This is a genomic window from Turicibacter sp. GALT-G1, assembly GCF_025594995.1.
In the GTDB taxonomy this organism is placed as follows: domain Bacteria; phylum Bacillota_I; class Bacilli_A; order MOL361; family Turicibacteraceae; genus Turicibacter; species Turicibacter bilis.
Window position 1 is genome coordinate 29300 of the sequence record NZ_JAMQUS010000072.1, and the last position, 16174, is coordinate 45473.

A 16174-nucleotide genomic window follows, 5' to 3' on the forward strand; every position below is an offset into this window, starting at 1 on the left:
CAAGAAAGGATGTTAAACATGAGCAAACGATTAGTGTTAGCTGAAAAACCATCCGTTGGACGCGATATTGCGCGCGTTTTAAATTGTACCAAGCAAGGAAATGGTTATTTAGAAGGAAAAGATTACATTGTAACTTGGGCACTTGGTCATTTAGTAACATTAGCCGATCCAGAAGCTTACGATGTGAAATATAAATCATGGAATCTAGAAGATTTACCGATGTTACCTAAACAGTTTAAATTAGTGGTGATTCCGAAAACATCGAAACAATTTAAAGCAGTTAAGGAACAAATGCTTCGAAAAGATGTCTCTGAAATTATCATTGCTACTGATGCAGGACGTGAAGGGGAGTTAGTAGCTCGTTGGATTATTGAGAAAGTTGGCGTTAAAAAGCCGATCAAGCGTTTATGGATTTCTTCAGTGACGGATAAAGCGATTCAACAAGGATTTAAAACGTTAAAGGATGGTCGCAACTATGATAATCTATATTCTTCAGCAATTGCTCGTTCAGAGGCGGATTGGATTGTGGGGATGAATGCGACACGTGCCTTAACGACGAAACATAATGCGCAACTATCTTGTGGACGGGTTCAAACTCCAACATTGGCGATGATTGCTAAACGTGAGGAGGAGATTAAGCAGTTTAAGCCAAAGACTTATTATGGGTTAACGGCGATCAGTCAAGGAATCAAGTGGACGTGGCAAGATGGGAAGTCGAAAGATATTAAGACGTTTAATGAGGAGCGTATTGGGCAGTTATTCAAGTCGTTACAAGGCCAGTCGGCTCAAATTGAGAAGGTAGCGAAGACAGAGAAAAAAGTGTATGCGCCAGGACTTTATGATTTAACGGAGTTACAACGTGATGCCAATCGTATGTTTGGTTTCTCGGCGAAAGAGACGTTATCGATCATGCAAAAATTATATGAACATCATAAGGTCTTAACGTATCCTCGTACGGATTCTCGCTACATTTCAACAGATATCGTCGAGACGTTACCTGAACGTTTAAAAGCAGTCGCGATTGGGCCTTATCGTGCAGTGGCAAATCAGTTATTAAAAGGTAAACTTGTGACGAATAAATCGTTCGTTGATGATAAAAAGGTAAGTGATCACCATGCGATTATTCCAACCGAACAAACAGCTTTATTAACGGATTTAAGTGATAAAGAACGTAAGATTTTTGATTTAGTCGTGAAACGCTTCTTAGCGGTACTCTCGAAACCGTTCGTCTATGAACAAACAACGTTAACAGCGAAAATTGGAAGTGAGACATTTGTAGCGAAAGGAAAACGCGTCCTTTCATTAGGGTTTAAAGAAATTTATAGCCATCAAGATGAAGAGGCTGATGATCATCAAAACTTACCGCTGGTAGAAGCGGGTACTATTTTACCAATTTTAAAAATCATTCAAACATCAGGTCGTACGCAACCACCTGCTTACTTTAATGAGGCGACCTTATTATCAGCAATGGAAAATCCAGCTCGTTTTATGAATGGGGTATCCAGTGATGTGGTAAAAACATTAAATGAAACGGGTGGACTTGGAACGGTTGCAACCCGTGCAGATATTATTGAAAAGTTATTTAATAGTTTCATGATTGAAAAGAAAGGTCAAGAGATTCACTTGACTTCAAAAGGACGCCAGTTGCTTGATTTAGCCCCAACCGATTTAAAATCACCTGAACTAACAGGAGAGTGGGAACAAAAATTAAGTGACATTGCTAGTGGAAAATTGAAACGTCAAAGTTTTGTTAATCAAATGCGTGAGTATGCGACAACCGTTGTTCAAGAAATTAAAGGCAGTGATGCAAAATATAAGCATGATAATCTGACGACAACGAAATGTCCAGAGTGCGGAAAGCCAATGTTAGCGGTTAATGGAAAACGTGGAAAAATGCTTGTGTGCCAAGATCGTGAATGTGGAACACGTAAAACCATTTCTCAAATCACAAATTCACGTTGTCCAAACTGCCATAAGAAGTTAGAGCTTCGTGGTGAAGGCGAAAACCGAATGTTTGCCTGTGTTTGTGGTCACCGTGAAAAATTAAGTACTTATAATAAACGAAAACAAGAACAGAAAAAACAAGGAAGCAAGCGCGACGTTCAAAAATATCTTCGAGAACAAGAAAAAAATGCAGAACCTATGAATTCAGCTTTAGCTGATGCATTAGCTAACTTAAAACTATAAAATAAGGTCCTCTCAATGTTGAGAGGCTTTTATTCTTATAAGTGTAGTCATTAGTTTCTTAAAAAGAGATAAACATATCATCCTTTTGTCTCAGGTTATTTTCATATTGAATTTAAAAAATATTAACTGTATAATTAAATTTAAATCAACATCTGTAAACGGTTAATTATTTGCTTATAATGAATAGAGTGACAAGTGAGTTGGAAAGTAGAAATCTTTGAATAATGGGGGAATCAAAGTGTTTAAATATGAGCAGGTTAAAGATTTAAATGACTTGGAATTAGAAGTTTATAATTATATTATGAGACATCAAGAGAAAGTTCTTGAGATGAAAATAAGAGAGTTAGCTGAAGGTTCACATGTTTCAACTACAACAGTTCTTCGATTTTGTAAAAAAATGGGGTGTAATGGGTATTCTGAATTTAAAGTAAAGTATAAGATGTACCTAAATGAGGTTCCTAATCAGGCTAAAAAAGAGGATATTAGAGTATTGGTAAATTTTTTTTATAGAGCAGATTCAGAAGAGTTTAATAAACAGCTGGATGAAGTAGCAAGTTTAATTTATTATGCTTCAAAGGTCATTTTCCTTGGAATTGGAAGTTCAGGAATTGTAGCAAAGTATGGAGCGAGATATTTAACAAATAGTGGAAAGGTTGCCCAGTATATTGATGATCCCTATTATCCAGTTCCAGCTGGATTTTATGATGGAGCTGTAATTGTTGTTTTATCGGTTTCAGGTGAGACGGGACAAGTGATGGAACAATTGCGACGTTTTATTAGATTTAATTGTGCGATTGTTTGTTTAACAAATAGTGAAACAAGTACTATTGCTAAAATGTCAGATGTTTGTTTAACTTACTATATGCCGATAGATAGAGTACAGTATGGAGACCTCACCACACAAGTGCCTGTCATTTTTATTTTAGAGAAAATTGGAAAAAAAGTTCAACACTTACTACAAGATATTGAGATCGTTTAGCTTAAAAGCTTATGCATTCATAAGCTTTTTTTGTTTGTAAAATAGTAAAAAACAAGTTTTTTTTATGGAAAAAATTTTTGAATTCGTTACTTGTTTTTTTGAAATTTGAAATTAATGACAGACTTGTAAGCGTTTGTTATAATGAGCGTGTAATCAAGAGTAAGAGAGTTCAAACTCTAGGGGGAGGATTGATGATGTCAAATAAATTTCCGGAAGGATTTCTATGGGGAGGAGCAGTAGCTGCTCACCAACTTGAAGGAGGTTGGAATGAGGGAGGAAAGGGAATAAGTATTGCAGATGTAATGACAGCAGGTTCTCATGGTGTCAAACGAAAGATTACTGATGGAATACAGGATGGAAACTATTACCCTAATCATACAGGAATTGATTTTTATTCAAACTATAAAGAAGACGTGGCATTATTTGCACAGATGGGGTTTAAATGTTTTAGAACCTCAATTGCATGGACACGTATTTTTCCAAAAGGAGATGAATTAGAACCAAATGAAGAAGGGTTAAAATTCTATGATAACTTATTTGATGAATTATTAAAATATAAGATTGAACCCGTCATTACATTATCTCATTTTGAAATGCCATATCACTTAGTTAAAGAGTACGGGGGATTTAGAAATCGTCAATGTATTGACTTCTTTGTAAGATTTGCTGAAACGGTTATGAAACGATACAAAGATAAGGTCAAATATTGGATGACATTTAATGAAATTAATAATCAAGCTGATTTTGAGGAAGATTTATTTCCGTTTTGTAATTCAGGAATTATATTTAATGAAGATGACAATCGGGAAGAAGTTGTTTACCAAGCTGTTCATCATGAATTAGTTGCAAGTGCGAAAGTCGTGAAAATAGGTCATGAAATAAATCCAGATTTTAAAATCGGATGTATGATGGCCATGGTTCCGATCTATCCGTACTCGTGTGCCCCAGAAGATATGATGCTTTGTGAAGAAGAGATGAGAAAACGTTGGTATTATGCCGATGTTCATTGTCGTGGTGCATATGGAAACTATGCGAAAAAGATGTGGGAACGAAACGGACTAAATATTGTAATCGAACCTGGCGATGAACAGATCCTTAAAGAAGGTAAAGTGGATTATATTGGGTTAAGCTATTACATGTCGGCGGCCGTTAAAGCCAATTTAGAAACAAAAGCTAATGAAGCTTTTAAAAACTTTGTTAAAAATCCATTCATTAAAGCGTCAGATTGGGGATGGCAGATTGATCCTGTTGGATTACGCTACACGTTAAATATCTTATATGATCGTTATCAATTACCACTATTTATCGTAGAAAATGGATTTGGCGCTATTGATCAAATATCGGAAGATGGAATGATTTATGATGATTATCGAATTACCTATTTAAGAAATCATATTGAGGAAATGGAAAAAGCTATTAACTTAGATGGCGTGAATGTTATAGGATACACCGTTTGGGGATGTATTGATCTCATTTCATTTGGAACAGGTGAAATGAAGAAGCGTTACGGGATGATTTATGTCGATCGTGATAATGAAGGAAATGGAACGTTAGCTAGAAGCAAAAAACTCTCATTTGATTGGTACAAAAAAGTGATTGAAAGTAATGGGCAACAATTAGGATAGGAGGAAAATTGAGTGAATGGAAATGAATTAATTAGTTTTCAAATTATTTCAGCTGTAGGTACAGCGCGAAGTATGTATGTCGAGGCAATTCAAGAGGCAAAAAAAGGTAACATTCAAGCAGCAAAACAGTTAATTGAAGATGGAGTTAAAGTGTTTGTTGATGGTCATCATGCACATGCTTCATTGATTCAAAAAGAAGCAGCAGGTGAAAAATCAGAATTTAGCTTATTACTTATGCATGCCGAAGATCAATTAATGACAACTGAGACATTAAAAATTGTAGCGGAAGAGTTTATTGAACTCTATAGCGATAAATATCATCAATAATTCAAGGGGGAATGTAAAATGTTAAAAATCAAATTATTTTGTGCAGGTGGAATGTCAACAAGTATGTTAGTTAAAAAAATGGAAGAAGCAGCAGCTGTAAAGGGAATGGAGGTACAAATTGCAGCTTATCCTGAAGCTGAAATGGAAAAGGAAACAAATGACTGTGATATCGCCTTACTTGGTCCACAAGTTGGTTATCGATTAAAAGCAGCAGAGCAAATTTGTAAGCCTAAAAATATTCCGGTAGCTGTAATTCCGATGGTAGATTACGGGATGATGAATGGAAAGAATGTATTAGATTTTGCATTAAAATTAAAATAGAGACTATACATATAGTGGGGGGATTTAGATGCAAGAGTTTTTTAGTAACAAAGTAATTCCAGCAATTATGAAGTTTGTTAGTTTAAAGGGAGTTGTAGCCCTAAAAGATGGGCTACTATATACGATGCCATTAACAATTGTGGGTTCAGTATTCTTATTATTAGCTAATTTTCCAGTTCCAGCTGTTGTTAATTGGTTTGATTCAATGGGATGGATTGACCCATTAAATCAAGCATATGGTGCTACATTTAATATTATTGCACTTATTGGGGTTATCGGTATTGCTTATAAATATGTTAAAAATGAAGGATATGAGGCATTAAATGCAGGGGTATTGGCAGCGGTAACATTTATTTTAACAACAGATTCTTTTGTTGTAACTGAAAGTGGAGAAATTGTAAGCAATGTTATTAACAAAACATGGACAGCAGGTCAAGGGATGATTTCAGCAATTATTATTGGTTTATTAGTTGGTTGGATTTATTCTTGGTTCATGAAGAATGATATTCGAATTAAAATGCCGGCTGGTGTACCAGAAGGAGTGGCCAATTCATTTACAGCGTTGATTCCAGGGTTTGTCATTGTTACAGGAGCGACACTTATTTATTCCTTCTTTAAATTTGTCTTAGATACAACATTCATTGAAGCTGTTTATGCATTTATTCAAACACCATTACAAGGTTTAACAGATTCTTTAGGTGGAGTTATTGTGATGACCTTAATGATTCCATTCTTATGGTTCTTTGGTATTCATGGATCAACGATTGTTGGTGGAATTATCGGTTCAGTTTTAACGGCTAACTCATTAGCCAATCAAGCAATCCTAGATTCTGGAATGGCTTTAACAATTGAAAATGGTGGACGCATCGTAACCCAACAGTTCCTTGATCAATTTATAAATGTAACAGGAGCTGGAATGACAATTGGATTAGTTATTTACATGATTTTCTTTGCAAAGTCTGCCCAATGTAAAGAGTTAGGTAGATTAGGGGGGGTTCCAGGGCTATTTAATATTAATGAGCCAATTTTATTCGGGACGCCAATTGTAATGAATCCATTCTTAGCGATTCCATTTATTGCTATGCCAGTCATCTCTGGATTAATCTTATACTTCTCAATTGCAGTTGGATTAGTCCCAATGTTTGGTGGAGTAATGGTTCCATGGACAACACCACCAATTGTTTCAGGGTTCTTAGTAGGAGGATGGAAAATGGCTGTCTTACAAACTTTTATTTTAGCTTTATCCTTCTTCGTTTACTTACCATTTATTCGCAAAATAGATAAGATGAATTTACAAGCAGAGAAAGGCACTAATTAATTCAAAACTAGCTGAATTTCTTCAGCTAGTTTTTTTAAATATTAGGAAAATTTATTCGACGATAATAAGGAGGAAGTAGTATGGCATTTAGAGAGGATTTTTTATGGGGAGGCGCAACGGCAGCCAATCAATGTGAAGGAGCATATTTAGAAGGTGGACGTGGATTAGCGAATGTTGACGTGATGCCTGCAGGTGTCGATCGTTTTTCAGTTGGTTCAGGTGAAATGAAGATGTTTAGATGCGATGATGATCATTTTTATCCGGGTCATGAGGCTATTGATATGTATCATAATTATAAAGAGGATATTGCACTGTTAGCAGGAATGGGATTTAAGTGTTATCGTTTATCCATTGCTTGGTCTCGTATTTTTCCAAAAGGAGATGAATTGGAGCCAAATGAAGCAGGCTTACAGTTTTATGATAATTTATTTGATGAATGCTTAAAGTATGGGATTGAGCCACTTGTGACGATTTGTCACTTTGATGTACCAATGCATCTAATTGAGACCATTGGTTCTTGGAGAAGTCGCCAAATGATTGATCATTATGTACACTATTGTGAAGTCATCTTTAAACGCTATAAAAACAAAGTGAAGTATTGGTTAACATTTAATGAGATTAATATGATTTTACATTTCCCTTTTATGGGAGCTGGTTTATGCTTTGAAGAAGGTGAAAATAAACAACAAGTTAAATATGTGGCGGCTCATCATGAGCTCGTAGCAAGTGCATTAGCAACAAAGATTGGTCATGAAATTAATCCAGAGTTTAAAATTGGATGTATGTTAGCAGCGGGAAATACATATGCAAATACATGTCATCCTGCTGATGTTTGGAAGTCAATGGAAAAAGATCGAGAAAATTATTTCTTTATTGATGTTCAATCACGTGGAGAATATCCAGCCTATGCATTAAAACAACTTGAACGTGAAGGAATTGAAATTCCATTTGAAGAAGGGGATGTTGAAATCTTAAAAAATCATACCGTTGACTTCATCTCATTCTCTTACTACTCATCTCGCTTAACAAGTGCAGATCCAGAAGTGAATAAAACAACAGACGGAAATGCTTTTGAAACTCTAAAAAATCCATATTTAGAAGCTAGTGAATGGGGATGGCAAATCGATCCATTAGGTCTTCGTATTACAATGAATGCCTTATATGACCGTTATCAAAAACCACTCTTTATCGTGGAGAATGGACTAGGTGCCGTTGATGTTCCTGATGCTAACGGTTATGTGAAAGATGATTATCGAATTGATTACTTACGTGAACATATTAAAGCAATGAAAGAAGCTGTTGAATTAGATGGTGTAGATTTAATAGGTTATACCACTTGGGGGTGTATTGACCTGGTCAGCGCTGGAACAGGTGAAATGAAAAAACGTTATGGTTTTATTTATGTCGATAAAGATAATGATGGGAATGGAACACTAAAACGTTCGAAAAAGAAATCATATGATTGGTATAAAAAAGTCATTGAGTCGAATGGTGAACAATTAGCGTAATATAAATTTTTCTCACCTCTAAACTCTAAAATTAGCGTGAGTAGGGAAAAGTTACAAATTTATAAACTTATTTTATAATATAGGTAATTTTTTGATTGAAGGAGAGATAACACTTCTAGCCAAAAACTATATTTTCTGAGAAATTCTAGGGGATTTACGGTAAAGCTTTTTGATTTCTAAGGTTGATTATAATTAGAGGAACTATCTTTTGAGGTCTAGGTAAAAAAAAGAATATTTATCTTAATTGGAGATCATGAGAGCAACCTCTACGTTTCTTGATTAGTAAAGGTAATTTCTTAACAGATTCTTATAAGTTCATTCGGAGGTAGATGAAGGTGAAAAGGGATGGCATTAAAATTGTAACAATTGGGGGAGGAAGTAGCTATACTCCTGAATTAATGGAAGGATTTATCAAACGATATGAAGAGTGCCCGATTAAAGAATTTTGGTTAGTCGACGTAGAAGAGGGAAAAGAAAAATTAGAGATTGTTGGACAAATGGCACAAAGAATGTGGGATGCATCACCGTATGATGTAAAAGTTTATTTAACTCTTGATCGTCGTGAAGCATTAATTGATGCAGATTTTGTTACAACTCAATTTAGAGTAGGCTTATTAAATGCACGCATTAAAGATGAGCGAATTCCATTTTCTTATGGCATGCTTGGTCAGGAAACAAATGGGGCTGGGGGAATGATGAAAGCCTTCCGAACAGTTCCGGTTATTTTAGATATCGTAGAGGATATGAAAGAGTTATGTCCAGATGCCTGGTTAATTAATTTTACAAATCCAAGTGGAATGATTACGGAAACAGTGATCAAATATGGAAAATGGGAAAAATGCATTGGTTTATGTAATGTACCCGTGAACTCGATGATGAAAGAACCTGAAATGCTTTCGATAAATGGGGAAGAATTAATTTATCAATTTGCTGGCTTAAATCATTTTCACTGGCATAAAGTATTTGATAAAACAGGAAAAGACATTACAGAAGATATTATTGATGCCATGTATACCAAAGATGATGGAACCCCTACTAATATTTTTAAAGTTGATTTTGTGAGAGAACAATTAGAACAAATGAAAGTCATTCCATGTGGATATCATCGATATTATTATTTACAAGATGAAATGTTAAAGCATGGATTAGAAGAGTATCATGGGATAGGTACACGAGGAGAACAAGTTAAGAAGACAGAAGCGGAACTATTTGAATTATATAAAGATCCAACTCTTAATTATAAGCCAGAACAACTCACACAACGTGGAGGAACATATTATAGCGATGCTGCCTGCGAATGTATTAATGCAATCTATAATAATAAAAATATTCCGATGGTGGTATCGACAAAAAATAATGGAGCATTACCTGATTTAGATGCTGATAGTATCATTGAAGTAACGAGTTATTTAACAGCCAAGGGAGCATCTCCTGTTGCGTGGGGGAAACTAAATAGTGCTGAAAAAGGATGGCTACAAGTCATGAAGGCTATGGAAGAATGTACAATTGAAGCTGCAATAACAGGTGATTATGGTTTAGCTTTACAGGCTTTCTTATTAAATCCACAAGTGATGGGAGGAAATATTGCAAAGCAAGTATTAGATGAAATGTTAGTTGCTAATGAAAAATATCTTCCTCAATTTGCAAAAAAAATTCAAGAATTAAAAGAAGCTGGTGTTAAGGTTAAAGATGAAAAAGTTCAAAGGTTAATAGCCGAGGGCTATTAATTGTTACAAATAGAGAACTAAAACGGAGTGATTTTGCTCCGTTTTTTTTGTGAAGTAGTTAAAAAATTGTGTTGTTTTTATACAGCTTTTACATGACTTTAAGTGATAGTTCTGTTAAATTTATATTTCATCATGAATTAAAACATGGTAAAATACCATTGATTTTGGAAGAGGTAGAGATAAATGACTGATTTGTTATCATATAGCAGAACTAGGGAGGAACTATAATATGTTGAAAAATAGTTTGATTAAAAAAACAGTGCTAGCTTTAACAGTAGTTGCTGGATTAAGTGTATCAATGACAGCCTTTGCTAAATCATCATTTACTGGTGAGTATCGTCAAGGGGAAATTTTATCATTTGGTTCAAGTTTGAATCAACGTGAAGAAGCAGCATTAAGAGATTATTTTGGTGTTTCAGATGAGATGGAGGCTATCTATGTAGATAATGAAACAGCGATTAAACAATTAGGATTAGCGCCAGATGCATTAGATGACTATAAAGGTGGCTGGTATTCATCAGCTTATGTGAAGTTAACGGACCAAGGAGGAATTAATGTTTCTTCTAAAAATGTAAGTTTAGTAACGAATGAAATGTTTGCGAATGCATTAATCACTTCTGGGATTTTAAATTGTGAGGTTATTGTATCGGCACCGTTTATGGTAACGGGTGAATCTGCATTAGCAGGGATTTTAGCGGGTGCAGAGGAAATTATGGGAGAAAGTTTATCTGAAGAAAATAAAATTGTTGCTAAAGAAGAAATCGATACAACGTTAGAAATAGCGGATGAAATATTGAATAATCCAGACAATGAAATTAATTCTTCAAGTGATTCTTCAACGGTAGCATCTGGGATTATCAATGATATTAAGCAGCAAGTTATTAAAGACTCTCCAAACTCCACTCAAATCGAACAAATTATTGTGAACGTCACAAATAATTATGGAGTCGATTTGAGTGAAGAATCAACTGAAAGAATAGCCAACTTAATGGAAGACGTGAATAAATTAGATATCGATTATAAAGATATTAAAGAGACGATGAAAAATATCGGTGACAGTATTTCTGAAAGTTTAAAAGAAGCGGGAGTTAAGCTGAAAGAGTCTGGGGTTTTAGAAAAAATTGGTAACTGGTTCGTTGATTTAGTCAGAGGAATTGGTGAATGGATTAAAGGTTTATTTATTTCATCAAACGAAGTAGATCTTCCTATTTTAAATGAAGAGGAACCGTCTGATATGAATGCTTCAATTGAAAATAGTGATGAAAGTGGAGAGGTTGAAGTTTTTGAACCTACCACTTCAGAAGAAACAGATATCAACACAGAAGATCTAACAGCCGGTGAGAACGTAGATGAAAATGAGCCAAAAGATAATGTTGAACAAAATTCTGAAGAAAATGAAGCAGAAGTAGTACCAGAAGAGACAAGCAATGATCTTGAAAACAACGAAAGTGTATCAGAATAACAAAATTAATATTTAAGCGAAAAGTAAAATACTTATTTGAGAACCTTAAGGGTTCTCTTTTTTTAAAGGAATTATATCAAATAGAATCAAAGAGATAAAAAAATGGCCGATTAGGCCATTTTATTTGTTTGGTTTATTGATTGCTTTTTTGAGTTTAGATAGTTGTGTAAATAGCATGTCAAAGTTGCGAAAAATCCGATTCCATCCATTAATGTATCGTACGGATGATAGTGAAAAATAAGTGCATAAATATATTGAATGCTCCAAAGTCCGATAATGGGAAGGAGTGTCCAGTTCCATTTTTGAGATGGTACCATTAATAAATAAATCATTGTGACAATGAACATGGACGTCATCCATGGAACGACTTCTTCTGGCATGATAATCATTGGATCGGCACACCCAATGGTTAAACTCCATCCTAAGTTTATAAGCATCCAGAACCATAATAGACAGTAAAATCCGTTTTTTAAAACTTTTTTTATGATGATTAACGTTTGATTCATTTAATTTCCCCCATTCCTGAATCGTTAAGTTTATTATAGTTTGTATGGATTAAAGATTCAATGAGTCTATTTCCTTATTTTTACAATTTGTATTTTTAAGATGAATATACACTATAAGTGTAGTTACATGAATGAGAAGAGAATGATTTATCGTTAGAAAAGGTCGTTGTGACGAGTGAACTAAGGGAAATGTTAATTAATAGAAATGAGGCTAGATCATTAATGACAGTCCTGCATCATTTTGTAAATTACTTATAGAATTTTGAGGGTGAAAAGGATTAGATTGAAAAAAAGGTGGGAAAATGAAACGTGTAGGGTTATTTTTTATTGTCATGATAGTGGGTTTAATGGTAGTCTTAATTTATAATAAATTAGTCGTTATAGAAGTGACAGATGACCTTAGTGATTAAATGGTTTTAGTTGTTTTTATGAAAGATAAGCGAGTTGTCCGTTTATGGCGAGGTACCACGTGAATTTGTTGAGTTTGAATTAGGATTTAAAATTTAGGGCATTAGTCACCAAGTGGTAAGTGTCGCAATTAAACAACCGTTAATGATAGAATAGTTTAAAAGAAGGATGGGGTAGATGAAGCGCTGGATTGTTATCTTAATGCTAGGAATATATCTTTGTGGGTGTGAAAAAAAATCTGAACCTATTAATGATGAGGTGTCGGAAGAACATCAACGTTTGTTAATTATGGATGAGGTTAATCGAGAGGATTATGAAAGTAATCGATTTTATGCGATGGGAGATCCTGTTGTCTTTTTATCTGGAGATCAAAACGATGTCCTTTGGCAAGTAACGTTGACTGATTATGAAGTTATTCAAGATTCGCATGAGGGATTTAAAAAGGCATTAGTCCTCCATTTTAATTATCGTTATTTTATGCCAGAGTTTATTATGTCTCAAACGTTACAGTCTGTTGTTCATCCGACTGTTTTTTATCAAGATATTGCATTAAAACCACAAAGTTTAGCTGAAGCAACCATCGCATATAATATTGGGAATTATGCTAAAAGTCCTCATATTCTTTATGAACCTATTGTTAATGATGAAATGATTTGTAAGCTCGTCTATTTGCAAGCCAATACGGATCAAAGCTGTTTTAATTATTATAGTTATGCAGGACCTGGCGAATATCTCATCAGTTTTGAAAGTGGAAAGGGAGAACATTTTAATTACATGATTAATGTCAAAGAGTAAGTCGAATTATTGGAAAAAAACACCAAAAAAATGAAATATTCTTAAAAAAACGTGACATTATGTTATGATAAATGTGGGCTTATGAGAGAGAGATAAGGAGATTAAAGACTGAATTAAAGGGGTCATGTTATGAGTAAGAAGAAAAAATTATTAATTGGAGGGGCTGTCGGAATTTTAACTGTTGGATTAGTATTCGGGGGGATTAAAGCATATGAATACTATCAGGCTAAAGAATTAGTTCTGACGTATGAGGACATTACATTTCCAAATATTAAAGTGAATGAGAAGGATGTATCAGAAATCTCTAAAGCTAATTTAGAACTTGTCTTAAAAGAAGAAGTTGAAGGGCTTGAATCACGTTTGATTGAAGTTAAAATTGATGATCAAACTTTTTCAAAGACGTTAAAAGAATTAGGCTTTGTTGCGAGTGAAGATGTTAATGAATTAACTGATGAAATTTTTGCACTTGGTAAAGATTTAGAAATTCTTGAACAAGCAAAAAGAATTGAAGCAGCACCAGTAGTTGAATATACTATTGAATATAGCTATGATGAGTCATTAGTGGATGAATGGATTCAATCCATTGCACAGCAGCTTTATGTTGACAAAGAAGAGCCAACGTTTAAAATGGTTTCAGCAGGGAACTTTGAAGTGACGGAAGGACATGCAGGCTATTCGATTGATGCAGATGCAATTAAAGAGCAGGTTAAAACGGCATTAAATGAAGTTTCCGCAGAGACTATAGAAGTGACAGCAGAAGGAATCGTTGATAAACAAGCGAAAGATCCTGAACTGTTAAAGTCAGTGAACTATAAAATCTCAACTTATAGCTCAAGCTTCCCAGTCGGTATTCCAAGATCGAAAAACGTAGAACTAGCAACATCTAAAATTAACAAGACATTGTTAATGCCTGGGGATGAGTTCTCGTATACAGATAAAGTGTCACCTGTTATTTATTCAAATGGTTATGTTGATGCAACTATCTTTGTTAACGCTCAACCGGTTAATGGAGTTGGAGGCGGAATCTGTCAAGTATCGTCAACGCTTTATAACACTGTGTTACTAGCTGGAATTATGCCTACTGAACGTCGTAATCATAGTTTACAAGTTGGATATGTACCTGTCGGACTGGATGCGACGATGGCAGAAAATGCAATCGATTTTAAATTCGTAAATACATTAGATTATCCAATTTATATTAATGCCTATACGAGTGGTGGAACGTTAACGATTGAATTTTGGTCAAATGAAGATGCCCTGGATGGAGTGACGTATAAACCACAGGTTAAACAAGTAGGGCAGAACAAATATCAAACTTACTTATTGGGGTATGATACAAATGGTAGCTTGGTGTATAATGAATATATTGATACAAGTACTTATAAGTAAGAGAAAAGCTTCACTTCCGAGCGGAAGTGAAGCTTTTTTTATGTCATTTAACGTGCCAACCTAAGAAACAGAGAATATCTTATATTGTATCCTGGTCATATTAACAGCAAGATAAGTGAAAGGAATTTGTAGCAGACTAGAAAGAATGTGATGACCATTGAATAATGTTATAAGAGACGAAAAATTAAAAGCTGCCTTAAATAAGCAATATTTAAATCAGCCAGCTGACCAAGTAATTACTAAAGATCAGTTAGCAAATTTACAAGGAACTGTCACGTTAGATAACAAAGAAATCAAAGATTTGACTGGGATGAGTTATGCAACTCAGATTACCGCACTATATTTAAATCATAATGAGATTATTGATATTACACCTTTAAAAGATATGGTTAATCTTCGACAAATCAGCTTAATGAATAATCAAATCAAAGATTTAAGACCTATGAGTTCACTCGTAGATCTACAAAGTTTAAACCTCAGTAAAAATCAGATTCAAAGTGTATGGCCTTTAACAAAATTAAAAAACTTAAAGACGTTATTTCTTGATTATAATCCGCTTCAAAGCTATGATGAACTTCGATTTATGAAACAATTAACCTTATTATCGATGAGAGGAGTTGGGATTTCTAATTTGGCAGTCTTGTTACCACTCGTGAATCTTGAAGTCCTTTATTTAGATGATAATAAGATACAATCACTTGAACCATTAAGTCAGTTATATTTATTGTACCAACTCAATATTAATGGGAACCAAGTACATAATTTGAAGCCAATTTCGGCACTTAAGTACCTTCAAATGTTATTTGCCAATCAAAATCAAATTGAGAATCTAGAGCCGTTAAAAAAATTGAAACAACTTCAGTTTTTAGATTTAAATCATAATCATATAGAGGATTTAACACCGTTAGCTAGCGTCGAGTCATTAGAAGCATTAAGTATTATGAATAATCGGGTAAAAGATTTAACGCCGATTACTAAGCTTCCACATTTGCTAGCTTTACTTGCTCAAGGCAATCAAATTACCTCTTTAAAGGGGATACATGCATTACCCATCATTAGCCTTGAAAATCAGTCGGTTGAATGGGAATCGATTTGGGTTAATAAATCTGAATATGCGATTGAATTGAAAGGAAGATTAATTGATACAAATGGGGAGGTTCCATTGATTACAGCCATCAGTCCCAAAACAGTCACCTACGACGTTTTAAAATCACGACTGATTGTTAATCAGTTAGAGCCACTGATTACTGTGTTTTTTCATAATCAAAATGAAGAGATTCCATTTAGTGGTGAACTTCGTCTTTCATTCAAGGAATTAGAATAAAAGCGGTCGTTAGATCGCTTTTTTATTTGGATAATCCGTGAATTAGAGCTATCTTTCTCGTTGGATGATAGAGAAAATGAAGGGATTTTTGTTGTAAACTACTGAATATGTATGTGCAAGAAGTAAAGGAGATGTTATAATAAGGCTCGCTCTATAAGAAGTCTGTTTTTATGACGTTTTAAGATTTTCACTTAGGCGAGCAATGACGGTTATTGGTTCATATATATAGAAACAGATAAGTTTTTCACATTTTTTCGCAGAGTCTTTGGATCACTTCTGAAGGTCTTTCATTGATATG

13 protein-coding genes are annotated in these 16174 nt (G+C 34.4%); 12 read left to right on the forward strand and 1 reads right to left on the reverse strand.

What is annotated here, in order from left to right; genetic code table 11:
* Positions 1-18: 18 nt before the first annotated feature.
* The 9 genes from NEH74_RS11960 (at position 19) to NEH74_RS12000 (ending at position 11454) form a co-directional block, all read left to right on the forward strand.
* A complete protein-coding gene (locus NEH74_RS11960) occupies positions 19-2187 on the forward strand; it encodes a DNA topoisomerase III (protein ID WP_055305353.1) in 2169 nt (722 codons plus the stop codon).
* Positions 2188-2425: 238 nt separating this feature from the next.
* The gene (locus NEH74_RS11965; RefSeq protein WP_055305326.1) at positions 2426-3166 is read left to right on the forward strand and encodes a MurR/RpiR family transcriptional regulator; all 741 of its coding nucleotides are present in this window, start codon (positions 2426-2428) and stop codon (positions 3164-3166) included.
* A 191-nt stretch (positions 3167-3357) separates the two neighbouring features.
* The gene (locus NEH74_RS11970; protein WP_055305327.1) at positions 3358-4791 is read left to right on the forward strand and encodes a 6-phospho-beta-glucosidase; all 1434 of its coding nucleotides are present in this window, start codon (positions 3358-3360) and stop codon (positions 4789-4791) included.
* A gap of 12 nt (positions 4792-4803) precedes the next feature.
* Positions 4804-5118 (forward strand): PTS lactose/cellobiose transporter subunit IIA, encoded by a 315-nt coding sequence (locus tag NEH74_RS11975; protein ID WP_055244086.1) that lies wholly within the window; start codon positions 4804-4806, stop codon positions 5116-5118.
* Positions 5119-5136: 18 nt separating this feature from the next.
* Complete coding sequence (locus NEH74_RS11980; protein WP_055275833.1) at positions 5137-5439, forward strand: PTS sugar transporter subunit IIB; 303 nt, start codon at positions 5137-5139, stop codon at positions 5437-5439.
* Positions 5440-5467: 28 nt separating this feature from the next.
* On the forward strand, positions 5468-6757 hold the full coding sequence (locus NEH74_RS11985) for a PTS sugar transporter subunit IIC (protein ID WP_055305328.1): 1290 nt from the start codon (positions 5468-5470) through the stop codon (positions 6755-6757).
* An 80-nt stretch (positions 6758-6837) separates the two neighbouring features.
* The gene (locus NEH74_RS11990; RefSeq protein ID WP_055244081.1) at positions 6838-8265 is read left to right on the forward strand and encodes a 6-phospho-beta-glucosidase; all 1428 of its coding nucleotides are present in this window, start codon (positions 6838-6840) and stop codon (positions 8263-8265) included.
* Positions 8266-8600: 335 nt separating this feature from the next.
* Positions 8601-9992, forward strand: coding sequence for a 6-phospho-beta-glucosidase (locus NEH74_RS11995; RefSeq protein ID WP_262941409.1), 1392 nt, complete (start codon positions 8601-8603; stop codon positions 9990-9992).
* Positions 9993-10221: 229 nt separating this feature from the next.
* Positions 10222-11454 carry a DUF1002 domain-containing protein gene (locus tag NEH74_RS12000; protein WP_262941410.1) on the forward strand — a complete coding sequence of 411 codons (1233 nt, stop codon included), beginning with the start codon at positions 10222-10224 and terminating at the stop codon, positions 11452-11454.
* A 110-nt stretch (positions 11455-11564) separates the two neighbouring features.
* On the opposite strand, the gene NEH74_RS12005 is transcribed toward NEH74_RS12000, so the two are convergent.
* Complete coding sequence (locus NEH74_RS12005; RefSeq protein ID WP_055305329.1) at positions 11565-11960, reverse strand: hypothetical protein; 396 nt, start codon at positions 11958-11960, stop codon at positions 11565-11567.
* 585 nt (positions 11961-12545) lie between these two features.
* Between NEH74_RS12005 and NEH74_RS12010 the strand changes: the two genes are divergently transcribed.
* From NEH74_RS12010 to NEH74_RS12020, 3 genes are all read left to right on the forward strand, one after another.
* On the forward strand, positions 12546-13163 hold the full coding sequence (locus NEH74_RS12010; RefSeq protein WP_055305330.1) for a hypothetical protein: 618 nt from the start codon (positions 12546-12548) through the stop codon (positions 13161-13163).
* A gap of 129 nt (positions 13164-13292) precedes the next feature.
* Positions 13293-14552, forward strand: a complete 1260-nt coding sequence (locus NEH74_RS12015) for a VanW family protein (protein WP_055305331.1) — start codon at positions 13293-13295, stop codon at positions 14550-14552.
* Between the two features lie 157 nt (positions 14553-14709).
* Entirely contained in the window at positions 14710-15876 is a 1167-nt protein-coding gene (locus NEH74_RS12020; RefSeq protein WP_262941411.1) for a leucine-rich repeat domain-containing protein, read from the forward strand.
* The last annotated feature ends 298 nt before the right edge of the window (positions 15877-16174 follow it).